The organism is Plantibacter sp. PA-3-X8, from assembly GCF_003856975.1.
Lineage (GTDB): Bacteria > Actinomycetota > Actinomycetes > Actinomycetales > Microbacteriaceae > Plantibacter > Plantibacter auratus.
Window position 1 is genome coordinate 882,932 of sequence record NZ_CP033107.1, and the last position, 24,570, is coordinate 907,501.

Sequence of the window (24,570 nt, forward strand, 5' to 3'; positions counted from 1 at the left end):
TGATCAGGCTCCTGCCGGTGTCGTGGTGGCGGCCGCCGGACGGACGGTGCGCTGTTCGATGTCCTTCACCCGCGGCGTCGCCGTGACGAGGCGCTGGACGAAGATGCCGGGGGTGACGACGGTGTTCGGATCGAGGTAGCCGTCCTCGAGGACCTCCTCGGCCTCGGCGATCGTCAGTCGGCCGGCAGTCGCGACGATCGGGTTGAAGTTCCGTGCCGTGTGGCGGAAGACGAGGTTGCCCTCGCGGTCCGCGCGGAACGCGTGCACGAGGGCCACGTCGGCGACGATGCCGCGCTCGAGGACGTAGGTCTCCCCGTCGAAGACCTCCGTCGGCTTGCCCTCGGCGACCGGGGTGCCGACGCCGGTCTTCGTGTAGAACCCGGCGATACCGGCGCCGCCCGCGCGCAGCCGCTCGGCGAGCGTGCCCTGCGGGGTGAACTCGACCTCGAGCTCACCGTCGAGGAACTGCTTGGCGAAGAGCTTGTTCTCGCCCACGTACGACGCGACGACCTTCCGCACCTGTCGGTTCTCGAGGAGGATGCCGAGGCCTTTGCCGTCGACGCCCATGTTGTTGGAGACGATCGTGAGGTCGGTGGCGCCCGTGTCCCGGAGCGCCTCGATGAGGTCGGTCGGGTTGCCGCTCAGGCCGAACCCGCCGACCGCGATCGTCGCTCCGTCCCGAACGACCTCGTGTAATGCCTCGGCGGCGCTCGACCAGTGTTTCGTCATGTCACTCCCTAGTGGATGGCGGGCCGACCTGACCATATGGTGGCACTGGCCGCTCGTCTCTCCTGTAGTCAGTCACAGCCGTCCTGCGGTGTCAAAGGTGGCATGGGGCCCGATCCCGGATTCACTCATGACGTGGTCCCGGCTGCGGCGTAGGCTCACCATGTGGACAAACTGGGGGTACGACGTGGCTGAGGGGATGCGCGGCGCCCAGGTCGTCTCGCGCGTGAGCCGGATCCTGAAGATCGTGTCGGAGCATCCCGGTGGTGCGTCGTCTTCGGCGGTGGCCGCGGCCGCCGGGCTCACCCGGCCGACGGCACACCGCCTGCTCGCCTCGCTCGCCGCCGAGGGCTTCCTCGACCACGACGTCCGCGCCGCCCGGTGGCACCTCGGCCCGGAGCTGTTCCTCCTCGGATCGCTCGCGGCGGAGCGGTACGACGTCGCCGAGCTCGCCCGGGAGAGCGTGCGGATCCTCGCGCACGAGAGCGGCGAGAGCGCGTTCCTGTCTGTGCGCCGCGGCTTCGAGACCGTGTGTCTGCTACGTGAGGAGGGGAGTTTCCCGGTGCGGTCGTTCGTCCTGACCGAGGGTGTCCGCTTCCCGCTGGGGGTCGCGTCGGCGGGGCTGGCGATCCTCGCGTTCTCGAGCGACGAGGAGATCGACGACTGCCTGGGCCGCGTCGACCTCGTCGAGCGGTGGGGTGGGGCCCACGCCGCCGACCGCGTGCGCGAGCGGATCCGCGAGACGCGCGAGCGCGGGTACGCCGTGAACCCGGCGCTCATCCTCGAGGGCAGCTGGGGCATGGGCGCGGCGGTCTTCGATGCGGCGGGGAAGCCCGCCTGGGCGCCCAGTCTCACCGGGATCGAATCCCGGTTCCGGCCTGAGCGCCAGGCGTTCCTCGGTGGCCTGCTGCTGGAGCAGGCGCACGAGCTGTCGAAGCGGCTCCGCTGAGCCGGGTGGTCGGTCCCTGAGCTGCGCTGCACTTCGACAAGCTCAGTGACCGGGTGGCCGCTCCGTGACCGGCGGCGCGGTTCCTGAGCCTGTCGAAGGGCGCACTTCGACAAGCTCAGTGACCGGAAGGAAGCGTCAGTGACCGCGCGTCCGGGCTACTCCGAGACGGCGGACAGCTCCTCGAACTCGTCGTCGGTGAGCTCGATCGTCGCACCCTGCAGGTTGTCCTCGAGGTGCTCGATGCTCGACGTCCCCGGGATCGGGAGCATGGCGGGCGAGCGCTTGAGCAGCCAGGCCAGCGCGAGCTGCGACGGGGTCGCGTCGTGTCGCTCGGCGAGCTGCGTGAGCGGGCCGTCCTCCTTGCTGAGGGCGCCGGTCGCCAGCGGGAACCACGGGATGAAGGCGACGCCGTGCTCGGTCGACCAGTCGAGGAGGTCCTCCGAGGAGCGGTCGGTCAGGTTGTAGAGGTTCTGCACCGACGCGATCGGAGCGATCTGCTGGGCCGCCTCGACCTCGGCGACGCTGACCTGGCTGAGGCCGATGTGTCGGATCTTGCCCTCGTCCTGCAGCTTGCGCAGTTCGCCGATCTGGTCCTCGAACGGCACGGTCGGGTCGATCCGGTGCAACTGCAGGAGGTCGATGCGGTCGACGGCGAGACGGCGGAGGCCGAGTTCGACCTGCTGGCGGAGGTAGGCGGGCACGCCGGTGGGCGTCCACTCGCCGGGACCCTGCCGCGTCTGGCCGACCTTCGTCGCGATCACGATGTCGTCGTAGGGGTGCAGCGCCTCGCGGAGCAGGGTGTCGGTGACGTCCGGACCGTAGGCGTCGGCGCTGTCGAAGAAGTTCACGCCGAGTTCGGCTGCGCGCTTGATCAGGCGGATGGCGCCGTCGCGGTCGTCGGGCTCGCCCCAGACGCCCTCGCCGGTCAGCTGCATGGTGCCGTAGCCGAGTCGGTTGACGGTGAGGTCGCCGCCGAGCGAGAAGGTGCCGGCGGCGGTTGCGGGGCGTGCGGTGGTGTCGGTCATGCGGGTGCTCCTTCGGAGGAATGCGGGAGTTCCAGCCAAGCACCGGCGGCTGGGAGGCGCACCCCCTTGCGCGCCGCGTTCGCTGGCAGCGTTCCCGCCCGTCCTGGCTAGGCCGCTGCGGCTTCGAGGGCGGCGCGGAAGGCGACGATCGCCGGGCGGGTGACGCCGGCCTCGCGCGCGGAGGTGAAGATGGTGCGTCGCGGGAGGTCGGGCAGGTCGACCAGGCGACAGCTGGCCGGCTCGCCCGCCCACTGGAGGTCGGGGATGAGGGCGACCGCGTTGCCGGACTCGATCAACCGGATCTGCGCCTGGAGGTCGGCGGTCTGGTAGCGGACGTCGGGCTCGAACCCCGCGCGGCGGCACAACTGCTCGGCGAAGTGGCGTGACGCCGCTCCGTGCGGCTCCATGACCCAGGGGAGGTCGGCCGCATCCTCGATGCGCAGCACGGGGTGGATCTCGTTCGCGACCGGCGGGCACGCGAGTCGGATCGGGTCGGTGGCGAGCTGACGGCGGTCGAGTCCGGGGTGCCGCGGGGCGGCGTGGGCGGGGTACTGCTCCGCGACGACGACGTCGAAGTCGCGCGCCCAGGTCTCGGCCAGTGCCGTCTCCGGTTCGTGTTGCACCATCTCGACGCGGACGTCCGGGTGGTCGCGGCGCATGGCGCTCAGGGCCACCGGCATGAGTGCGAGCGCCGCCGACTGGAACACCGCGACGCGGATGGTGCCCGACACGGTCGTGAGGGACGCCCCGAGGTCGGCTTCGGCGCGCTCGAGCGTGTCGAGGAGGGCGTCCGTGTGTCCCACGAGGATCTCGGCCTGCGGGGTGAGCTGCACCCGTCGACCGACCTTCCGCAGGAGCTCGACGCCGGTCTCCTGCTCGAGGACGGAGAGCTGCTGCGACACCGAGGAGGGGCTGAAGTTGAGGGCGGAAGCGACCTCGGCGATCGTCCCGCGGATCTTGAGTTCGCGCAGGAGGCGGAGCCGTCGGACGTCCAGCACGATGCCCTCCAAAACCATCGGTTCAACCGATGAATATCGTTCGAAAACCTTCGCTGTATCTTATTGGTCTCGACGCCGATACTGGCACCATGACCGACACTCTTGCATCGACGCAGCAGCTCGACCGCGACGCCCTCGCCACCGAGGCCATCGCCCTCGTCCGCCGCTGGCTCCAGACGGCCTCGACGATCCCCGCCGACGCCTCCGCGCAGCAGCTCGCCGGTGTGTTGAAGGATCCGACCGGCCTCGAGTTCACGGTCGGCTTCGTCGACGGCGTCGTGCGTCCGGAGGACCTCCGCGTCGCGGCCCGCACCCTGCAGACGATCGCCCCGAAGGTGCCCGCGTTCCTCCCCTGGTACTTGAAGGCCGCCGTCCGCTGCGGCGGTGCGTTCGCCCCGATCCTGCCCGGCGTCGTCATCCCGATCTCCCGCAAGGTGCTCCGCAACATGGTCGGCCACCTCGTCGTCGACGCCACCGACAAGAAGCTCGGCCCCGCGATCGCGAAGATCAAGACGCCCGGCACCCGACTCAACGTCAACCTGCTCGGCGAGGCCGTCCTCGGTACGGGTGAGGCGGCACGTCGTCTCGAGGGCACCCACAAGCTGCTCGCGCGCCCCGACGTCGACTACGTCTCCATCAAGGTCTCCTCCACCGTGAGCCCCCACTCGGTCTGGGCGTTCGACGAAGCCGTCGAGCACGTCGTCACGAGCCTCACCCCGCTGTTCGAGCGTGCCGCCAAAGCCACACCTGCGAAGTTCATCAACCTCGACATGGAGGAGTACAAGGACCTCGACCTCACCATCGCGGTCTTCACCAAGCTCCTCGACCTCCCGCAGTTCCGCGATCTCGAGGCCGGCATCGTCCTGCAGGCCTACCTGCCCGACGCCCTGTCCGCGATGATCCGCCTGCAGGAGTGGTCGGCCGGTCGCCGTGCCGCCGGTGGTGCCGGCATCAAGGTGCGCATCGTCAAGGGCGCCAACCTCCCCATGGAGCAGGTCGAGTCGTCGCTCCACGACTGGCCGCTCGCCACCTGGTCCACCAAGCAGGACTCCGACACCAACTACAAGCGCGTCGTCGAGTACGCCCTGCACCCCGACCGCATCGACAACGTGCGCATCGGTGTCGCGGGCCACAACCTCTTCGACATCGCCTTCGCCTGGCTGCTCGCCAAGCAGCGTGGTGTCGAGCGCGGCGTCGAGTTCGAGATGCTGCTCGGCATGGCGCAGGGCCAGGCCGAGGCCGTGAAGCGCGACGTCGGCGAGCTCCTGCTCTACACGCCGGTCGTGCACCCGCAGGAGTTCGACGTCGCCATCGCGTACCTCATCCGCCGCCTGGAGGAGGGCGCGAGCCAGGACAACTTCATGTCCGCCGTGTTCGAGCTGAGCGAGAACGAGACCCTCTTCGCCCGTGAGGAGCAGCGGTTCCTCGCGTCGCTCGCGGAGCTGGACACCACCGTCCCCGCGCCGAACCGGCAGCAGGACCGCACGAAGCCCGCCGAGGCCTCCCCGGTCGACGCGTTCGAGAACACCCCCGACACCGACCCCTCGCTCCCCGCGAACCGGGTCTGGGGACGCGACATCCTCACCCGCGTCACCGAGTCGCGGCTCGGGAACGACACCGTCGCCGCGTCCATCCTCGACAGCGTCGAAGCCCTCGACGCCGTCATCGACGGAGCGACCGCAGCGGGCGCCTCGTGGGGCTCGCTCTCCGGCGCCGAGCGTGCGGTCATCCTGCACCGCGCCGGCGACGTCCTCGAGCAGCGTCGTGCCGACCTCATGGAGGTCATGGCGTCGGAGACCGGCAAGACCCTCGACCAGTCCGACCCCGAGGTGTCCGAGGCGATCGACTTCGCCCACTACTACGCCGAGCGCGCCCGCGAGCTCGACCACGTGGACGGCGCGACCTTCACCCCCGCGAAGCTCACCGTCGTCACGCCGCCGTGGAACTTCCCCGTCGCCATCCCCGCCGGTTCGACCCTCGCGGCGCTCGCCGCCGGGTCGCCCGTCATCATCAAGCCCGCCCGTCAGGCTCGCCGAAGCGGCGCGGTCATGATCGAGGCGCTGTGGGAGGCCGGTGTGCCGCGCGAGGTGCTCCGCTTCGCGCAGCTGGCCGACAACTCGCTCGGAGAGCGCCTGATCGCCCACCCGGCGGTCGAGCGCGTCATCCTCACCGGTGGCTACGAGACGGCGGAGCTGTTCCGCTCCTTCCGTCCCGAACTGCCGCTCCTCGCAGAGACGTCCGGCAAGAACGCGATCATCGTCACCCCGAGCGCCGACCTCGACCTCGCGGTGAAGGACGTCGTCGCGTCGGCCTTCGGTCACGCCGGCCAGAAGTGCTCGGCCGCGTCGCTCGTGATCCTCGTCGGTTCCGTCGCATCCTCGCGCCGCTTCCGTCACCAGCTCGTCGACGCCGTCACGTCGCTCAAGGTCGGCTACCCGGTCGACCCGACCACGCAGATGGGTCCGATCATCGAGCCGGCGAAGGGCAAGCTGCTCGGCGGCCTGACGACGCTCGGCTCCGGTGAGTCGTGGCTGGTCGAGCCGAAGCAGCTCGACGACAGCGGCAAGCTGTGGAGCCCCGGCGTGCGTGCCGGCGTCGCCCGCGGCTCCGAGTACCACCTCACCGAGTACTTCGGTCCGATCCTCGGCGTCATGACGGCCGAGACCCTCGAGGAGGCCATCGCCATCCAGAACGAGATCGACTACGGACTCACCGCCGGCCTGCACTCCCTGAACCCGGCCGAGCTGCGCCTCTGGCTCGACGGTATCCAGGCCGGCAACCTGTACGTGAACCGCGGCATCACCGGCGCGATCGTGCAGCGTCAGCCGTTCGGCGGTTGGAAGAAGTCCGCGGTCGGCGCGGGCACGAAGGCCGGTGGCCCGAACTACCTCATCGGCCTCGGCTCGTGGTCGAGCGCCGAGAGCACGGCTGAGCGCACCGTCGGTCGGTCGGCGGAGCGCCGTGGCCCGAAGCCCGCTGTCGCCTCATTGCTGCGTGCCGCCGACGCGGTGCTCACCGCCGACGAGTTCGCGTTCCTGCGCCGGTCGGTTGCGAGCGACGCAGCCGTGTGGGCGGACGAGTTCGGGGTCGCGAAGGACGTGTCGAAGCTGACCGCCGAGCGCAACGTGTTCCGGTACGTGCCGCGTGAGGTCCACGTGCGTCTCGTGGACGGCGGATCGGTCGCGGAGCTCCTTCGCGTCGTCGCCGCCGGTGCGACCGCGGGCGCGACCGTGCACGTGTCGTCCGCCGTCGCGCTGCCGCCGAAGCTCGTCCCGGCCGTCGAGGCCGTCGCCGGTGGGATCACCGTCGAGAGCGAGGACCGCTGGTACGTCACCGCCGCCTCGCTCGTCGGGACGAAGGCCGGCGCGCGCGTCCGGATCATCGGTGGGACGACCGAGGGTGTCGCCCACGCGACCTCCGGCAGCCCCGACGTCGCGATCTACGCGGGCGACGTCACCGAGGCCGGCCGCATCGAGCTGCTGCCGTTCCTCCAGGAGCAGGCGGTCTCGATCACGGCGCACCGCTTCGGCACGCCGAACCACCTCTCGGACGACCTCATCTGACCCGAGCCCGACCGGTTCGCAACTCAGGAACGCCCCGGCGTGTCATCCCGACACGCCGGGGCGTTCTGCGCGACGCGCCGACATCCTCCTGAGTTGTGAACCTGTCTCAGGAGAACTCCGGCGGGTCGGGTGGGTGCGGGGGCGACGCGCCGGAGCTCTCCTGAGTGAGGGACAAGGTGAAGGGGTCAGGGGAGGGGATGTGGCGTCAACGGAGGGTGCCGTGGACGGCGAACTCGTCGATGCGGGCGAGTTCGGCGTCGTCGAAGTCCAGGCGGTGGATCGCCGCGTAGTTGCCCTCGAGCTGCTCGACCGAGCTGGCACCGATGATCGCCGACGTGACCGTGTCGCGACGCAGCACCCACGAGAGCGCCAGCTGCGCGAGCGTCTGGCCGCGTTCCTCCGCAATGGACTGGAGGCCGCGGGCTCGCTCGAGGTAGGTGCCCGTGATCGACTCCTCGTTGAGGAAGTGGCTCGTCGCCGCACGCGAGTCCGACGGAACCGTTCCACCGAGGTAGCGGTCGGTCAGCATGCCCTGCGCGAGCGGGCTGAACACGACGGCACCGAGACCGAGGTCGTCGAGGGTGTCGAGCAGGCCGTCCTCGACCTCGCGGGAGAACATCGAGTAGCGCGGCTGGTGCACGAGCAGCGGGACACCGTGCTCACGAAGCGCGGCCGCCGCGGCGATGGTCTGCTCGGGGGAGTAGTTCGAGATGCCGGCGTACAGCGCCTTGCCCTGCTTGACCGCCGTCGCGAGCGCACCCATCGTCTCCTCGATCGGGGTCTCCGGGTCGGGCCGGTGCGAGTAGAAGACGTCGACGTACTCGACGCCGATACGGCCGAGGCTTTGGTCGAGCGAGGACAGCATGGTCTTGCGCGAGCCCCACTCGCCGTAGGGCCCCTGCCACATGTAGTAGCCGGCCTTCGAGGTGATGATGATCTCGTCACGGTGGGCGGCGAGGTCCTCGGCGAAGATGCGGCCGAAGGCGGTCTCGGCGGAACCCGCGGGTGGGCCGTAGTTGTTGGCGAGGTCGAAGTGGGTGATCCCGAGGTCGAAGGCGCGGCGCACGATGGCCCGCTGGACCTCGATGCTGCGGCCTTCGCCGAAGTTGTGCCAGAGACCGAGGGATAGCGCGGGGAGGCGCAGTCCGCTGCGGCCGACGCGGCGGTAGGTCATGTCGTCGTAACGGGTTTCGGCTGCTTCGTAGGGCATGGTCTGCGCTTTCATCATCGAATCGTCGTGGTGCCGGGAGCAAGCGTACCGTGATCGTTCACGGCCGAGTCGGTGCGGCGTCGAGTAGCGTGAGCACGTGTCGTCAACCGCGCTTCCGCCCGCTGAAGAGCCCGTGTCGCAGCCGCGCTCCGGGTGCGGCGTCGCGATCGTCCGCGAGGGTCGGATCCTCCTACTCGAGCGCCTGCGCGAGCCCGAGGCCGGATCCTGGGGCATCCCCGGCGGGAAGGTCGACTGGATGGAACGCCTCGAGCACGCCGTCCGTCGCGAGGTCCTGGAGGAGACCGGGCTCGAGCTCGGCTCGATCGAGCTGTTGTGCGTCGTCGACCATTTCGAGGAGGCGCTGCAGCAGCACTGGATCTCGCCGGTGTACCTCGCGGAGGACACCGTCGGCGAGCCTGAACTCCGAGAGCCGGAGAAGCATGGCGGCCTCCGGTGGTTCCCGCTCGAGGTGTTGCCGGAACGGGTGACCGTGTCCACGGTGGCGGCGGTCGAAGCGATCGCGCGGTCTCGCGGATCCAGACGCCCGGACGGCGCCGACTCGTAGACTCGGGCGCGTGACCGATCACCCGTCGTCCGACGCCCGCAACGACTTCGTCACCTTCGACGCGCTCCGAGCGGAGGCCGTCGAGCAGCCGGTCCGACGTGGAGCGGGCGCATGGGGCTTCTTCGGCACGGTCGCGATCGTGATCGGCGCCCTGCTGATCCCGGTCGCCCTCGTCAGCACGTGGGCGGACACGATGCTCCGCGACACCGATGCGTTCGTCGACACCCTCGCCCCATTGGCCACGGAACCCGCCGTCCAAGCCTTCGTGGGGGACCAGGCGCTCGCCGCGCTGGAGAGTCAGGTCGACCTCGATGCGGCGGCTGCAGCGCCGGCCGACCTCGCGGCGACCCTCTCGCTCCCGCCGGCGATCTCGGAGGTGCTCGGCGCGATCGGTGGCGACACCGCGGATGCGCTGCGCGAGGTCCTGCGCCGGAACGTCGCCGAGTTCGCGGCCTCGCCCGCGTTCGCGACCGCCTGGACCGAAGCCCTCCGCGTCACGCATGAGCAGCTCGTCGCGGGCGTCTCCGGTTCCCAGGGAGCGGTCATCGACGTCTCGGCCGAGCAGGGCCTGGGCGTGCAGTTGGGTCCGATCGTCTCCGCGACCCGCACGTGGCTGGTCGACGCGGGGTTCGGCTTCGCGGCCGTCATCCCGGACGTCGACCGCGTGGTCGACGTCGTCCCGGCATCGCAGGTCGCGCCGGTACTCAGTGGAATCCAGGTGATCGAGACGGCGGCGGGTTGGTCGCCCTGGCTCGCGATCGGGCTCCTCGCACTCGGGGTGATCCTGCTCTGGCTGGGGCGCCGCAACCCGAGCCGGACCGTGGCCGGAGCCGCGATCGGCGTCCTGCTCGCGGCGGGCCTGACACTCATCCTGCTCGGAGCGGCTCGGCTCGCCCTCGTGCTCGCGGTGTCGGTCGCGATCCCCGGCGGCGTCGGGGACGCGGCGGCGTCGCTGCTGCTGGGCCCGCCGACCGATGCAGCCTGGTTCGTGCTCTGGGTGTCGCTCGCCGTGGCCGTACTCGCCTTCGTCAGCGCCGCGTTGCGGCTCCCCGAGCGCATCGCGCAGGGCGTTCGGTCGGCGCGGGGTCCGCTGTCGGGCACGAACGCCTAAGCACCCGTCGCCGACCCGTCGGCATGGACGGCCCGGCTGGTGCGCGGTGCTGCGAGTCTCCGATGCCACGGCACCTCCACGAGCGTGTGGAGCAGCCACGACGCGGCGAGGATCGAGCCGAACCAGGCCAGGATGATCGGAGCACGGAGGAGGAGCGGCATGCCGTCGACGGCGCTCGGCGTGATCGCCTTCGCCAGCAGGATGAGCACGAAGACGTGCACGAGGTACGTGGAGAACGAGAGCTGCCCCAGGAAGCGCGCGGGGCGGCTGCGCAGCCCCGCGGTGGAGCGTTGGCTCGCGACCGCCAGGCCTCCGACGATGATCGCCGCGAAGGTGATCGCGGCCCAGGCTCGTGGTGCTCCGGGTTCGAGTGCGATCGCCGCCACCACCAGGCCGGCGGCGCCTCCCGCAGCGACCCACGCCGCTCGTCGGGTGGCCGGGAGGGCCACCGTCCACTCCGCCACACAGATGCCGAGCGCGAAACAGCACAGCACCCGGAGCGCCGGGGGCGCCATGCCGTTCATGGCCGACGGGGCGAGGGCGGCGGCGATCGTCGTAGCGCTGACGAGCACGATCGACAGGGTGACCACCGGGACCGGGCCGCGCACCCGGCCGCGGAAGGCGAGGGCGATCGCCGGGAACAGGATGAACGCGAGGAACTGGGCCGACAGCGACCAGGCGGGTGGGTTCCACCACAGTGCGTCGCCGAACCACGCGCGGGTGAGCGTGAGTTCGGCGAGGAGGCCGATGGGCGGGAACGCCCCGTCGTCCGTTGGGACACCGACCATCGCCCCGCCGACGCAGAGCAGTGCGAAGGCGAGGAGCACGGCCACGTGTGCCGGGTAGAGGCGCGCCACGCGGTTCCGGAGGAAGCGACCGTAGGCGGGCCAGGTCCAGCGTCGATCCAGGTAGGCCCGGGCGATCGTGTACCCGCTCAGGACGAAGAAGACGTCCACGGCGAGTCCGGTGTGGGCCATCGGCGCGAGCCACGAGAGCTCGGGGAGGACGGAGAACAGCCAGTCCGCGGAGTGTGAGAACACCACCCACCAGGCGGCGATGGCGCGGGCTCCGGCGAAGGCGGTGTGGTCGACGCGGGGTGCCGGTCGGCGGCCCGGCCCGGTCGCGCGGTTCTCCGGTGACGGCATGGTGCTCCTGAATGATCGGACGGCGGTGATCACGCCGGACGTCAACTCTAGGATGCTTCTGTGCCTCATGCTTCTGTACTGTGTGGATTGTGGACAAGACATCATGGCGCGACGGAACAGCTCGGGGGCGGGGGACCGGAGCGGAACCCGAACCGATCCCGGAACCTGAACCGACGTCCCTCGATCCCGATCCCGAACCCGAGGCCCCGTCGTCACCACCCGACCCCGACCCCGCACCATCGGCACCGACCGGGAGCGCGGACACCCAGGCCGTCCCGCCCGTCGAACTCGTGCTCGAGGGTCCCGGGATCGATCCGACCGGTGCCTCCGTCAGCACCGCCGCGGTCCTCGCCTGGTTCGCGGCCGTCCCGGCCGGCAGCACCGTGATCGTCCGCGGCGGCGACGTCATCGCCGTGGACGCGACGATCAGGATCGACCGTCGCGTCCATCTCCGCGGGCGCGGCGAGCTGCGGTTCGTCGGAGGTGTCGAGGCGGCCCCGGCGCTGAAACTCATCGTGTCGGGCAGCTCGGTGACCGGTGTCCGGGTCAGCTACGCGGGCCCGCCGGCATCGAGCACGGGTGAGCGCAACACCGGGATCAGCATCTGGGCGAGCGACGTCCTGATCGACGGCGTCACCGTCGACGGGTTCCAGAACGGCATCGCCGTGCAACCGTCAGGCGAGTTCGAGGGCGTCGTCATCTCCGCGTGCCATGTCCTGAACGTCGTCGGCTCGGGCGGAGGGCGAGGCTCCGCCTCGTCCGCGGGGGAGGACCGCGGCGACGGCATCACCGTCTGGGGTGCGCGTTCGGCGGTCATCGGTAACATCGTCTCGGCTGCCCCCGGCACCGACGCACGGGTCGGCATCCACGCGGAGAACCTGCCCGACTACGCGGTCGATCCCGGGTCCTGGGCCGATTCGATGGTCACGATCGAGGGCAACGTCGTCACCGGCCCGTTCCGCCGATCCATCGCCGTGGAGGGCATGGCCCACACCGTCGTGACCGGCAACACCGTGTCCGACGCGACCTGGTGGGGACTCGCCGTCATCGACACCCGATCGGTCGCCCTGGTCGCGAACACGGTGCGCTGGACGCGGACGGCCGACGACGACCAGGGGTCGGCCTGGGGGCCGAAGCGCTGCCCGGTCATGATCTACCGCGACGCGCAGGGAACCGTTGTCTCCGGCAACGTCATCGAGATCCGCGGCGTCGCGGCCGCGGGCATCATGGCCCAGGCGGCGACACCGCCCCGCGGTTCGACCACCGTCATCGGCGCCGTCGACGCGCTCATCACCGACAACGTGGTCCGCATCGCCGGCGGTACCTGCCCGATCGGGATCGCGCTCGATCGGACCAGACAACCCGTCGTCTCGGGCAACCGGGTCGCCGTCACGCTCGCATCCGGCTCGGTGGGCGGTGTCGTGTCGTACCTCGCCGAGGATGCGGTGGTCTCCGACAACTCCATCACCGGGGCGGCGACCTCCAACGGGTTCGGGGTGCTCCACCAGGGTGCCGGCTCGATCGTGGTCATGGGGAACCGCATCGACCGCATCCGCGTCGCGGTCGCCGTGAGCAACTGCACCGGTGGCGCGACGATCATCGGCAACACCGCGCGCGAGTGCGAGTACGGCCTCGACACCTTCGGCACGACCGGGCATTCGGTGGTGCAGGGCAACCGTTGGGAGTCGAACAACACGGCGCACGCGAACGCGCAGCCGAACACGAGCTACCTCTCCACGCGGCACATGGGGCTCGCGCGTCCGTACGGCGGTCGCTCCGGCGACATCCTCGTGGGGAACGGACGACTGTGGGTGAACGATCAGGGCACCTGGCGGTCGACCACCCTCAGCTGAACCGACCGGCGGGCGCCCGGGAATCGAGCGCCCGCCGGTCGTGGCGTCGGTGTCGGATCAGCTGCGCGGTGCGTGCGCCGTGTCGGAACCGCTGGCGACGGCTGCCTCGTCGATCGCCGACTGCTCCTCGCCACCGCGGAACTGCGTGCGGTAGAGCTCGGCGTACGCGCCGTCGACCTCGAGGAGCTGCGCGTGCGAGCCCTGCTCCACGATCCGGCCGTTCTCCATCACGAGGATCGTGTCCGCGTCGCGGATGGTCGACAAGCGGTGGGCGATGACGAACGAGGTGCGGTCGGACCGCAGCGCCGCCATCGCGTGCTGCACCAGCAGCTCGGTCCGCGTGTCGACGGAGGACGTCGCCTCGTCGAGGATGAGCAGCTTCGGCTTCGCGATGAACGCGCGGGCGATGGTGATGAGCTGGCGCTCACCGGCGGAGACGCTGCCGCCGTCCGCGTCGAGGACGGTGTCGTACCCGTCGGGCAGCTGCCGCACGAAGCGGTCTACCATCGTCGCCTCAGCGGCCTCGACGACCTCCGCGTCGCTCGCGTCGAGTCGGCCGTATCGGATGTTCTCGCGGATCGTCCCCTCGAACAACCAGGCGTCCTGCAGCACCATCCCGACCTGCGACCGCAGCTCGGCACGCGTCAGCGCCGTGACGTCGACCCCGTCGAGGAGGATGCGTCCGCCGGTGAGCTCGTAGAACCGCATGACGAGATTCACGAGGGTCGTCTTCCCCGCCCCGGTCGGGCCGACGATCGCGACGGTCTGACCCGGCTGCGCGGAGAAGGAGAGGTCCTCGATGAGTGGCTTCTCGGGGTCGTAGCTGAAGGAGACGCCGTCGAACTCGACGTGGCCGTCGGTGTGCTCGGGCAGGTGCGCCGTCGCCGTCTCCGGGTCCTGCTCCTTGGCGTCGAGCAGCTCGAAGGTGCGCTCGGCGGACGCGACACCCGACTGCAACTGGTTGGCCATGCCCGCGATCTGGCCGAGCGGCTGCGAGAACTCGCGGGAGTACTGGATGAACGCCGTTGCGTCGCCGAGGGTCATCTGCCCGGAGGCGACCCGGAGGCCGCCCACGACGGCGATGAGCACGTAGGACAGATAGGAGACGAAGGTCATCGCCGGCATGATCATGCCGGACACGAACTGCGCGCCGAACGCCGCCGTGTAGAGCTTCTCGTTCCGCTCGTCGAACTCGGCGAGCATCTCCTTGTCGCGACCGAAGACCCGCACCAGCTCGAGGCCCGAGAACGACTCCTCGATGTGCCCGTTGAGCGAGCCGGTGTTCTTCCACTGCGCGGTGAAGAGCTTCTGCGAGCGGGAGCCGATGACCCCGGCGATCAGCGCGGACAGCGGCAACGCGATCAGCGCGATGAGTGCGAGCTGCCACGACACGATGAACATCATCGCCGTGATGCCGAGCACCGTGAGGGCAGACTGCACGAGTTGTGAGAACGCCTGCTGGAGGGCGGTCTGGATGTTGTCGACGTCGTTCGTGACCCGGGACATGAGGTCGCCGCGCTGGCGGGTGTCGAAGTAGCTGAGCGGGAGGCGGTTGAGCTTCCGTTCGATGTCCTGGCGCAGGTTGTAGACCACGCGCATGACGAGTCCGTTGAGGATGTAGCCCTGCGCCCAGTTGAGGATCGACGCGACGATGTACATGGCGAGCACGATGATGATGAGGCGGCCGAGCAGGGTGAAGTCGATGCCCTGGCCGGGCGTGATGTCGGACTTCACGAGCATGTCGGCGTACTGGTCGTTGCCGGAGGCCCGTGCTTCGTCGACGATCCGGTCGAGCGGGACGCCCGCCGGGAGTTGCGAGCCGATGACGCCGTTGAAGATCGCGTCCATCGCGAGCCCGAGGATCTTCGGGGCGATGACCGTGAGGACGACGGAGAGCACGACGAGCCCGACGACGAGGCTCATCTTCACCTTCTCGGGTGCGAGCAGACCGACGAGCCGCTTGGCGGACGGCCAGAACTGCTCGGCCTTCTTCGAGGGCGTGCCGCCGAACATGTCGCCGTCGGACTCTCCCGGGGTGAACTCCGGCTCGAGGACGTCTGCCTCGATCGCGTTCAGCTCGGGAGCCTGGGCGGTGTCCTTCGAGGTGCGCGAGGGACGCTTGTCACGTGGTGAACGGGCCATGGTCACGCCACCCCTTCCACAGCGAGCTGCGATTGGACGATCTCGCGATACGTCTCGTTGGATTCCAGGAGTTCGTCGTGGGTGCCGCGGCCGACGATGCCGCCGTCGTTCATGACGATGATGTGGTCGGCCTCGCGGATCGTCGCGATGCGCTGCGCGACGATGATGACGGTCGCGTCGGCGGTGCTGTCGCCGAGGGCTGCCCGGAGTCGGGCGTCGGTGGCGACGTCGAGGGCCGAGAACGAGTCGTCGAAGAGGTAGACCAGGGGCTTCGCGACGAGGGCCCTGGCGATGCACAGGCGCTGACGCTGGCCGCCGGACACGTTCGTGCCACCCTGGGCGACGCCGTCGTTCAGCATCTTCGGCTTCGCGCGGACGAAGTCCTCAGCCTGCGCGACGTCGAGGGCGCTCCACAGCTCGTCGTCGGTGGCGTCGGGACGTCCGAACCGGAGGTTCGAGGCGATCGTGCCCGAGAACAGGTACGGCTTCTGCGGCACGATCCCGACGACCCCGGCGATCTGCTGCCGGGTGAGCTGCGAGACGGGGACGCCGTCGATGGTGACGTGGCCCTGCTGCGGGTCGTAGAGGCGCGGGATGAGCGAGAGGAGCGTCGTCTTGCCGGAGCCGGTCGAGCCGACGATCGCGGTGGTCTTGCCGGGCTCCGCCGTGAACGTCACGTCCGACAGGACCGGTCGCTCCGCGCCGGGGTAGCCGAAGGTGACGCCGGTGAACTCGACGCGACCGACGGACGGCACGCGGATGTCGGTGCTGGTCGGCACCGTGAGGCTCGGCTCGGTGTCGAGGACGCTCTGGATGCGTTCGGCGCACACGACCGCGCGAGGGATCATCATGACCATGAAGACGCCCATCATCACCGAGGTGAGGATCTGGAGCAGATACTGGAGGAACGCGGTGAGGGAACCGACTTGCATCTGTCCGGCGTCCACCCGCTGACCGCCGAACCAGAGGACGGCGGCGGTCGCGAGGTGCAGGACCATCATGATGACGGGGAACATGAGGACGAAGATGTTGCCGACCTTGATCGAGACGCGCGTGAGCGCCTCGTTCGCACGGTTGTAGCGCTCCGACTCGAACGGCTCGCGGACGAAGGCGCGTACGACGCGGATGCCGATGATCTGCTCGCGCAGCACGCTGTTGATGCCGTCGATGCGGTCCTGCATCTGCCGGAACAGCGGCATGAGCAGGTAGACCAGGAACCCGACGATGATGAAGAGCACCGGCACGGACACCCACACCAGCCAGGACAGCCCCGCGTCCTCACGGAGGGCCATGATGATGCCGCCGACGCACATGATCGGTGCGGACACCATGAAGTTGAGGGTCATGAGGATCAGCATCTGGACCTGCTGGACGTCGTTCGTGCCGCGCGTGATGAGCGTCGCGCTGCCGAAGCCGCCGATCTCGAGGGCGCCGAGCGAGTCGACCTTCCGGTAGAACTCCCGGCGCAGGTCGCGGCCGATGGCCATGGCGGTGCGGGCGCCGAAGTAGACCCCGCCGATGGCTGCGGCCACCTGGACGAGGCAGACGAGCAGCATCGTCATGCCGGTGGACCAGATGAAGTCCGTGTCGCCCCGGGAGACGCCCTGGTCGATGATCTGGGCGTTCAGGCTGGGGAGGTAGAGGGCCGCGATCGTCGAGACGAGCTGCAGCACGAACACCGCGACCACCCAGGCCGCGTACGGCTTGGCGTGTCGGAGGGCGAGGGCGAGGAGGGCCACGTGAGGTCCTTAGACGGTTCGTGTCCGGCGCGGGGCATCGCGCGGACGGGTGACGAGGTGGAGCGGGCCTGGCGCGAGACCAGTGCTCCGGTCGGCGGCGCAGCCGGACGGGAGCGTGAGGGACGTGCCCGAGTGACGATACTCCGCACCGGTGACACGGTGGTGTCCCGGTTCGGAATCGTGATGATCTCGGGTCAGTCGACGCCGACGGAGATGGTGTGCCAGCCCTCCGCGCCGTCGGGGACGACGTCGACGGGGGTCTCGCTCTGCGTCTTGCCCGCGGCGTCGGTCGCGCGCACCGCGATGGTGTGGTCGCCGGCCGGGGCGTCCCACTGGAGGACCCACTGCACCCAGGTGTCGTCGGAGATGGCGGTCGCGAGCGTCGTGTCGAGCCAGTCGCCGTCGTCGATCCGGACCTGGACCCGGTTCACGCCCGTGTGCTGTGCCCAGGCGACGCCGGCGATCGCGACGTTCCCCGCCGCGACACGTCCACCGTTGCGGGGTACGTCGATGCGCGACTCCGTCTTGATGGGCCCGCGCTCGGACCAGCCGCGGTCGGTCCAGTAGGCCCGGGCGTCCGCGTAGCGGGTCACCTCCAGCTCGACGACCCACTTCGTGGCGGAGACGTACCCGTACAGGCCCGGGACGACCATGCGCACCGGGAAGCCGTGCTGCAGCGGGAGCGGTTGCCCGTTCATCCCGACGGCGAGGAGGCTGTCGCGATCCTCGTCCTGCAACACCTCGAGCGGAGTGCCGGCGGTGAACCCGTCGATGCTCCGCGACAGGACCATGTCGGCCCCGGCCTTGGGCTTCGCGCGGGCGAGCAACTCGCGGATCGGATACCCGAGCCAGAGCGCGTTGCCGATGAGGTCGCCGCCGACGGGGTTCGAGACGCAGGTCAGCGTGATGATCGACTCCTGGAGCGGGAGGGCGAGGAGTTCCTCGAACCCGATCTCGACCTCCTGCTCAACCATGCCGGTGATCTTGAGGCTCCAGGTCGAGGGGTCGATGTTCGGCACCTGGAGGGCCGTGTCGATCCGGTAGAAGGAGTCGTTCGCCGACACGACCGGGGTGAGTCCGTCGATACCGAGTTCGGCTCCGGCGGGGACCGGCGGTGCGGCGACGGCGGCCGTCGGGAGCTTGAGCGCCTTCCGGATGGTCTCAACGGCGACCGCTCCGGCCGACGCGACGCGCGCGCCGACGCCGACGACGAGTGCGCCGACCGCGGTGCCGCCGAGCAGGACGAGGAAGGAGCGCCGGGGGAGTTCGGCCCGGGAGGCGCCGACGACCGGCCGGGCTTCATCCGCGACCGTCGCGTCGTCCCAGGTGCGGAGCCGGGTGACGAGCAGTCGCAGGACGAGGATGCCGACCGCGGCACCGACGACGCTCGGGAACGCCCAGTCGAGGCCCGCGTCCGCGCGGGTGATCGCTGCGACGACCGCGACGACACCGACGAGCGCGAGCGCGATGCTGCCGACCACCGGGCGACGCTCCTCGAGGATCCCGATCCCGACGGCGAGGGCCGCGACCAGGACGCCGAGCACGATGAGCAGCACGAGCTTGTCGTTGGTGCCGAACAGGGCGATGACGAGGTCCTTCACCCACCCGGGCACGAGGTCGATCACGAGGGAACCCACGGCGAGCAGTGGCGAGCTCGCGGGGGCGACGAAGGCTGCGACGGCCTCGGCCGAGCCGAGGGTGGCGACGGCTGCGACGACGCCGGACGCACCGGCGAGCAGGGTGCGGCGGCGGGGCTCCATGTCCGTCATGCTACGCGCGCCCGCTGGGCGTTCCTCCCCGAAGCGGCTCTAGAGGGGCAAGTCGGCCGTCCATCCCCGTACTCTGGGGGGATGACCACAGTCGGGCTCGGAATCCCACGCATCGGGTCGCCGCTCAGGCACATCCCGGACGCTGCCGGGCGCCCCGACGTCGACGGCCTCATCGACCGCTTCGGCAGGGTCGCCCGCGACCTCCGGGTGTCGATCACGGAGAAGTGCTCGCTGCGCTGCACGTACTGCATGCCCGAGCAGGGTCTCCCCGCGATCGCCCGCGACGACCTGCTGACGCCCACCGAGATCGGTCGCCTCGTCGAGATCGCCGTCCGCGACCTCGGGGTGCACGACATCCGCTTCACGGGTGGCGAGCCGCTCATGCGCCCCGACCTCGCGGAGATCATCGCCCGCAGCTCCGCGGTCGCCGGCGACGCCTCGATCTCCATGACGACGAACGGCATCGGACTCGACAAGCGCGTCGACGAGCTCGTGGCCGCCGGGCTCACCCGCGTGAACATCTCCCTCGACACCGTCGACCGCGACCACTTCGCGCGACTCACGCGTCGCGACCGACTCCCCGCCGTCCTGGCCGGCATCGAGGCCGCCAAGCGCGCCGGGCTGACGCCGCTCAAGATCAACGCCGTCCTCATGCGCGACACGCTCGACGGCGCGGTCGCCCTGCTCTCCTGGGCGATCGAGAACGGTTGCCGCCTCCGCTTCATCGAGCAGATGCCGCTCGACGCCGACGAGGCGTGGGTGCGGGAGAACATGGTCGACGCGGCCGAGTTGCTCGACGTCCTCGGCTCCCGCTTCACGCTCACTGCCCCGCATCGCGAGGACCCCTCCGCTCCCGCAGAGGAGTGGCTCGTCGACGGCGGCCCGGCCACGGTCGGCATCATCGCCTCGGTCACGCGCTCGTTCTGCGACGACTGCGACCGCACGCGTCTCACCGCCGAGGGGACGATCCGCTCCTGCCTCTTCGGCGACGACGAGACCGACCTTCGGGGCATGTTGCGTTCGGGCGTCGAGGACGTCGAGATCGCGGATCGCTGGCGCGCGGCGATGTGGCACAAGCAGGCCGGGCACCGCATCGCGTCACCCGACTTCGTCCGTCCCGAGCGGAGCATGGGAGCGATCGGTGGCTGAGACGACGACCCTGCAGGTGCTCGTGCGCTACTTCGCCGCTGCCGAGGAGGCCGCCGGCGTCCCCGAGGAGTCCTTGCCGGCGGTCGCGACGGTCGGCGAGCTGAAGTCGGTGCTGCTCGAGCGCTACGGCGACGCGATGGCGAAGGTCCTCGCGTCAGGCTCGTTCCTGGTCGACGGCGTCGTCAGTCGCGACGACACCCGTCCGCTCGGCGCCCGGGTCGACGTCCTCCCACCCTTCGCCGGCGGCTAGGACGGGGACGTCGCTGAGCGACCACGCTCGGCGAGGGCGCGGGTCGCGCGGTGTTGGAACCATCGCAGGAGGTCCAGGATGCGATGGCGCCGTGCATCCGATTCGTCCTCGTGCGACGCGCGGTAGCCGGGGACCGAATCAGCCGGGTAGTCGTCGAGGTTCTCGCAGCGCATGGTCCAGTCCGGGAACCGCCGGTAGTCGATCTCCTCTTCGACCAGGACCCGCAGCTCGCTGTGTCGGGTGTCCTCGCGCAACCGCTGCAGCACGTGGCGCACGGCCGTAGGAGGCCCTTCGATCACCTGGAAGAAGTCGTCGCCGCGCACGGCGAGCATGCCGGTGAGGCCGGAGCGTCCGTTGTTGTCGCGGGACTGCCGGAGGATCGCTTCGAGGGCGGTCTGGGTCAGCGGCGCAGCGGAGGTGCTCACGTAGGTCAGGGAGAGGAACGCGGATTCGGGCTGCGTCATACTCCGTGACCTTACACGTCAGGTGTCGGATAGGGGCTCATCGCGAAGCCTGCCAAGCGCGACGGGCCACCCCGGCCGACCGGAACATCAGGATGAGCGAGCAGATCGCTCCGACGACGGTCGCCAGGAACGCCACGAGCGCGAGCATCTGGAGCAGTTCACCGATCGATGACGACCGGCCGACGTACGGCGGGATCTCGTCGGACACGGTGTTCCCGACGCCGAAGCCGGCGACGAACATGGCCAGGAGACCGAGCCAGACGAGCATCGAACCGAGTGTCGCGACGTGGACCCAGTGTGTGCCGAGCCGGCCGCGCCATCCGAAGTGGGTGAACACCAGAATGGCTGTGAGGCCGAGCAGGAACGCGATCGCGACACCGACGAGGCCGACGGCCAGGGTGGTGGGCGTGAACACCCCGTAGATCGCCTCGATGCCGTAGGAGTCGTCCGTCATCGCGAGCGGCGCCCAGATGAGTTCCTCGATGGGAGCCAGCACCAGCATCACCGTCGCGGCGACCGCCCAGACGACGACGGCGATGCGCTGAGCGCGGAGGTCACGGCGTGCATCGGTCGTCTGCATGGACTCCACGCTAGGCGCTCGGCGACGGCGGGGCGTCATCCCGCCGACGCGTCCTCCGGTGACGGTGCCGCTCCGAGCAACGCCAGTCGCTTCGCCAGGTAGGGCGCGGTGCGGCTGTCGGGGTCTGCGGCGACGGTGTCCGGCGTGCCCGCGGACACGATGCGTCCACCAGCGTCGCCGCCGGACGGTCCGAGGTCGATCACCCAGTCGGCCGCCGCGACGACGTCCATCTCGTGCTCGACCACGACGACCGTGTCGCCGGAGTCGACGAGCGCGTTCAGTTGCGCCAGCAGACGACGGACGTCGGCCGGGTGGAGGCCGGTCGTCGGCTCGTCGAGGAGGTAGAGGGTGTGGCCGCGTCGCACCCGCTGGAGTTCCGTCGCGAGCTTGATGCGCTGCGCCTCACCGCCCGACAGCTCGGTGGCCGGCTGGCCGAGCCGCAGGTACCCCAGGCCGACCTCGAGCAGGGTGCGGAGGCTGCGCGCAGCCGCCGGGACGGCCGCGAGGAACTCGGCCGCCTGCTCGACCGTGAGTGCGAGGACGTCTGCGATCGACTTCCCGTCGTAGGTGACCTCGAGGGTCTCAGCGTTGTACCGAGCGCCGTCACAGGTCGGGCACTTGCCGTAGCTGCCGGGGAGGAACAGCAGCTCGACCGACACGAAGCCCTCACCGAGGCAGGTCTCGCAGCGACCTCCCGCGACGTTGAACGAGAACCGGCCGGCCGTGTAGCCGCGTTCGCGGGCGAGGTCCGTGGCGGCGAAGGCGGCGCGGACGGCGTCGAAGAGGCCGGTGTAGGTGGCCAGGTTCGACCGCGGTGTGCGTCCGATGGGCTTCTGGTCGACCCGGACGAGGCGGTCGACGTGCTCGAGCCCTCGGACGCGGCGGACGGTGAGCGTGTCGGCATGTCCGTCCGGCACCGTCGCCTCCGCCAGGCCGGAACCCTCGGCCGCATCCGGATCGGCGGGCACCTCGTCGTCATCGTCTGCGACGTCGTCCGTCGTCCGGCCGTCTGCCCGCAGGTGATCGCGCACGACGTCGCGGAGGACGCGGCTCACGAGGGTCGATTTGCCGGAACCGGAGACACCGGTGACGGCCACGAACGTCCCGAGGGGGATCGAGGCGTCGACGCCGGCGAGGTTGTGGAGCGTGATGCCCTCCACCTCGAGCCAGTCGCGCGCCTCACGGAGTGCTCGTCGCTCGGGAGCCGGACCGTGCTGGTCGGGGAAGAGGAACGGACGGGTCGCCGACGCCTCGACGTCGGCGAGACCCTCGACGGCGCCGCTGTAGAGCACGTCGCCGCCACCCTCACCCGCGCCGGGGCCGACGTCGACGATCCAGTCCGCGTTCCGGACGACGTCCATGTTGTGCTCGACGACGTAGACCGAGTTGCCGGAGCGCTTCAGCTGCTCCAGCACCTCGAGGAGGGGCTCCGCGTCGGCCGGGTGCAGACCCGCTGACGGTTCGTCGAGGACGTAGACCACGCCGAAGAGCCCGGAGCGCAGCTGGGTCGCGAGCCGGAGCCGCTGCATCTCGCCTGGGGAGAGCGTGGTCGTCACGCGCCCGAGTCCGAGGTAGCCGAGTCCGAGGTCGGTGAGCACGCGGATGCGCGCGAGGAGGTCGGTCGTGATGGCGACGGCGACGTCGGTGCGCTCGCCGGAGAGCGTGGTCGGGAGCGCGGGCGCCGCGTCGGTCAGCTCCGTGGTGGGGCGGATGACCTCGGCGAGTTCCGTCATCGGCAGGGCGTTGAGCTCGGCGATCGTGCGGCCGGCGAAGGTGACCGCGAGCGCCTCGCGGCGGAGTCCCGTGCCGTGGCAGAGCGGGCACGGACCCGAGCGCACGAACTGCAGCACTTTGTTCCGCATCATCTGGCTCTTGGAGTCGGAGAGGGTGTGGAAGACGTACTGCTTGGCGCTCCAGAACATGCCGTTGTACGGTTTCGCGACGCGGTCGCGCTGCGGCGTGATCTGCACGACCGGCTGCTCCTCGGTGAAGAGGATCCAGTCGCGGTCCTCCTGGTCGAGCTCCCGCCAGGGTCGGTCGACGTCGTATCCGAGGGCGATGGTGATGTCGCGGAGGTTCTTCGCCTGCCAGGCTCCCGGCCAGGCGGCGATCGCGCCCTCGCGGATGCTCAACGACGGGTCGGGCACGAGGGAGTCCTCGGTGACCGTGTGCGCGACGCCGATGCCGTGGCACTCCGGGCAGGCGCCGACGGCGGTGTTGGGGGAGAAGGCGTCCGAGTCGAGTCGGGTCGTGAACCCCTCGGGGAAGGTGCCGGCGCGCGAGAAGAGCATGCGGAGCGAGTTTGAGAGGGTCGTCACCGTGCCGACGCTGGAGCGCGAGCTGGGGGCGCCGCGACGCTGCTGCAGGGCGACCGCCGGTGGCAGTCCTGAGATCGAGTCGACGTGCGGGTCATGACCCTGCTGGATCAGCCGCCTGGCGTACGGTGCGACGGACTCGAGGTACCGTCGCTGCGCCTCGGTGAAGATGGTGCCGAACGCGAGCGACGACTTGCCCGAGCCGGAGACCCCGGTGAAGGCGACGATCGCATCGCGCGGCACGTCGACGTCCACGTTGCGGAGGTTGTTCTCGTTGGCTCCCCGGACGCGGACGAACGGGTCGGATGCTTCGGGGGCGTGTTCGGGCATCAGATCACCCTACGTCGCCGCGGTCCGGTGGGCGACCGGTTGACGTGCCCCGCCCGATGCGCGATGTCGGGGGTGGACGGCAGGATCGTCCTCATGACTCGTGAACGATCCTGGCACGGCTGTGTCTTCATCGGCGTGAGCCTCGACGGCTTCATCGCAGGGCCCGACGGTGACCTCGGCTGGCTCACCGAGCTCGAGCCGCGGGGGCATACCGCGGATGCGCCAGGGCAGCACCCGGCGTTCGACTGGGATTCGTTCTTCCCGACGATCGACACCCTCGTGATGGGCCGCACTACCTACGACACCGTCCTCGGCTTCGGCGAGTGGCCGTTCGACGGCAAGCGGGTCGTCGTGCTGAGCACCACGCTCGAGGTCGGGGACGACCGCATCACGGTCGCCGGGTCGCTCGACGAGGCGGCCGCCCTGCTCGACAAGGCCGGGGCCGGCCGCGTCTACATCGACGGCGGCAGGACCATCCAGGCGTTCCTCGGTGCGGGCCTCGTCGATGAGATCACCGTGTCGGTCGCACCGGTGCTCATCGGCTCGGGCGCCCGCCTCTTCGGCGACCTCGACGCCGACGTCCGCCTGCGGCTCCGCGGTACCCACGCGACGCCCGAGGACGGGCTCGTGCGCATCACCTACGACGTGCTGCCGCGCTGACAGTCGATTCGCCCCGGATCGTCGCCC

General features: G+C 70.2%; 19 protein-coding genes. 8 read left to right on the forward strand and 11 right to left on the reverse strand.

What is annotated here, in order from left to right:
• Positions 1–3: 3 nt before the first annotated feature.
• Positions 4–729, reverse strand: coding sequence for a CoA transferase subunit A (locus EAO79_RS04225; protein WP_124767908.1), 726 nt, complete (start codon positions 727–729; stop codon positions 4–6).
• 160 nt (positions 730–889) lie between these two features.
• Between EAO79_RS04225 and EAO79_RS04230 the strand changes: the two genes are divergently transcribed.
• Entirely contained in the window at positions 890–1,675 is a 786-nt protein-coding gene (locus EAO79_RS04230; RefSeq protein WP_241160980.1) for an IclR family transcriptional regulator, read from the forward strand.
• A 155-nt stretch (positions 1,676–1,830) separates the two neighbouring features.
• On the opposite strand, the gene EAO79_RS04235 is transcribed toward EAO79_RS04230, so the two are convergent.
• Positions 1,831–2,700, reverse strand: coding sequence for an aldo/keto reductase (locus tag EAO79_RS04235; RefSeq protein ID WP_124767909.1), 870 nt, complete (start codon positions 2,698–2,700; stop codon positions 1,831–1,833).
• A gap of 107 nt (positions 2,701–2,807) precedes the next feature.
• Positions 2,808–3,698, reverse strand: coding sequence for a LysR substrate-binding domain-containing protein (locus tag EAO79_RS04240; protein WP_124767910.1), 891 nt, complete (start codon positions 3,696–3,698; stop codon positions 2,808–2,810).
• A gap of 89 nt (positions 3,699–3,787) precedes the next feature.
• Between EAO79_RS04240 and EAO79_RS04245 the strand changes: the two genes are divergently transcribed.
• Positions 3,788–7,261: a bifunctional proline dehydrogenase/L-glutamate gamma-semialdehyde dehydrogenase gene (locus tag EAO79_RS04245; protein WP_124767911.1), complete on the forward strand. Its 3,474-nt coding sequence runs from the start codon at positions 3,788–3,790 to the stop codon at positions 7,259–7,261.
• Between the two features lie 205 nt (positions 7,262–7,466).
• On the opposite strand, the gene EAO79_RS04250 is transcribed toward EAO79_RS04245, so the two are convergent.
• The gene (locus EAO79_RS04250) at positions 7,467–8,471 is read right to left on the reverse strand and encodes an aldo/keto reductase (RefSeq protein ID WP_124770058.1); all 1,005 of its coding nucleotides are present in this window, start codon (positions 8,469–8,471) and stop codon (positions 7,467–7,469) included.
• 97 nt (positions 8,472–8,568) lie between these two features.
• On the opposite strand from EAO79_RS04250, the gene EAO79_RS04255 reads away from it, so the two are divergent.
• Both EAO79_RS04255 and EAO79_RS04260 read left to right on the forward strand, forming a co-directional pair.
• Positions 8,569–9,036: an NUDIX domain-containing protein gene (locus EAO79_RS04255; protein WP_164486891.1), complete on the forward strand. Its 468-nt coding sequence runs from the start codon at positions 8,569–8,571 to the stop codon at positions 9,034–9,036.
• A 10-nt stretch (positions 9,037–9,046) separates the two neighbouring features.
• Positions 9,047–10,147 carry a hypothetical protein gene (locus EAO79_RS04260; RefSeq protein WP_124767912.1) on the forward strand — a complete coding sequence of 367 codons (1,101 nt, stop codon included), beginning with the start codon at positions 9,047–9,049 and terminating at the stop codon, positions 10,145–10,147.
• Here EAO79_RS04260 and EAO79_RS04265 read toward each other — a convergent pair.
• A complete protein-coding gene (locus EAO79_RS04265; RefSeq protein ID WP_164486892.1) occupies positions 10,144–11,292 on the reverse strand; it encodes an acyltransferase in 1,149 nt (382 codons plus the stop codon). The genes EAO79_RS04260 and EAO79_RS04265 overlap by 4 nt on opposite strands.
• Before the next feature lie 89 nt (positions 11,293–11,381).
• Here EAO79_RS04265 and EAO79_RS04270 point away from each other — a divergent pair, with 89 nt between their 5' ends.
• On the forward strand, positions 11,382–13,145 hold the full coding sequence (locus EAO79_RS04270) for a NosD domain-containing protein (protein WP_124767914.1): 1,764 nt from the start codon (positions 11,382–11,384) through the stop codon (positions 13,143–13,145).
• A gap of 57 nt (positions 13,146–13,202) precedes the next feature.
• On the opposite strand, the gene EAO79_RS04275 is transcribed toward EAO79_RS04270, so the two are convergent.
• The 3 genes from EAO79_RS04275 to EAO79_RS04285 form a co-directional block, all read right to left on the reverse strand.
• Positions 13,203–15,287 carry an ABC transporter ATP-binding protein gene (locus tag EAO79_RS04275; RefSeq protein ID WP_206428281.1) on the reverse strand — a complete coding sequence of 695 codons (2,085 nt, stop codon included), beginning with the start codon at positions 15,285–15,287 and terminating at the stop codon, positions 13,203–13,205.
• Positions 15,288–15,289: 2 nt separating this feature from the next.
• A complete protein-coding gene (locus tag EAO79_RS04280; RefSeq protein WP_079704423.1) occupies positions 15,290–17,026 on the reverse strand; it encodes an ABC transporter ATP-binding protein in 1,737 nt (578 codons plus the stop codon).
• 194 nt (positions 17,027–17,220) lie between these two features.
• On the reverse strand, positions 17,221–18,786 hold the full coding sequence (locus tag EAO79_RS04285) for a molybdopterin-dependent oxidoreductase (protein ID WP_124767915.1): 1,566 nt from the start codon (positions 18,784–18,786) through the stop codon (positions 17,221–17,223).
• A gap of 90 nt (positions 18,787–18,876) precedes the next feature.
• Between EAO79_RS04285 and moaA the strand changes: the two genes are divergently transcribed.
• Both moaA and EAO79_RS04295 read left to right on the forward strand, forming a co-directional pair.
• A complete protein-coding gene (gene moaA / locus EAO79_RS04290; RefSeq protein WP_064293946.1) occupies positions 18,877–19,944 on the forward strand; it encodes a GTP 3',8-cyclase MoaA in 1,068 nt (355 codons plus the stop codon).
• A complete protein-coding gene (locus EAO79_RS04295) occupies positions 19,937–20,194 on the forward strand; it encodes a MoaD/ThiS family protein (protein ID WP_079704425.1) in 258 nt (85 codons plus the stop codon). The genes moaA and EAO79_RS04295 overlap by 8 nt, the downstream gene beginning before the upstream one ends.
• On the opposite strand, the gene EAO79_RS04300 is transcribed toward EAO79_RS04295, so the two are convergent.
• From EAO79_RS04300 to EAO79_RS04310, 3 genes are read right to left on the reverse strand one after another with little or no spacing between them, the layout of a single operon-like run.
• A complete protein-coding gene (locus EAO79_RS04300) occupies positions 20,191–20,658 on the reverse strand; it encodes a BLUF domain-containing protein (RefSeq protein ID WP_124767916.1) in 468 nt (155 codons plus the stop codon). The genes EAO79_RS04295 and EAO79_RS04300 overlap by 4 nt on opposite strands.
• A gap of 37 nt (positions 20,659–20,695) precedes the next feature.
• Positions 20,696–21,238 carry a hypothetical protein gene (locus tag EAO79_RS04305; RefSeq protein ID WP_124767917.1) on the reverse strand — a complete coding sequence of 181 codons (543 nt, stop codon included), beginning with the start codon at positions 21,236–21,238 and terminating at the stop codon, positions 20,696–20,698.
• A 35-nt stretch (positions 21,239–21,273) separates the two neighbouring features.
• Positions 21,274–23,883 carry an excinuclease ABC subunit UvrA gene (locus tag EAO79_RS04310; protein WP_124767918.1) on the reverse strand — a complete coding sequence of 870 codons (2,610 nt, stop codon included), beginning with the start codon at positions 23,881–23,883 and terminating at the stop codon, positions 21,274–21,276.
• A 93-nt stretch (positions 23,884–23,976) separates the two neighbouring features.
• Here EAO79_RS04310 and EAO79_RS04315 point away from each other — a divergent pair, with 93 nt between their 5' ends.
• Positions 23,977–24,543, forward strand: coding sequence for a dihydrofolate reductase family protein (locus EAO79_RS04315; RefSeq protein ID WP_124767919.1), 567 nt, complete (start codon positions 23,977–23,979; stop codon positions 24,541–24,543).
• Positions 24,544–24,570 lie beyond the last annotated feature (27 nt).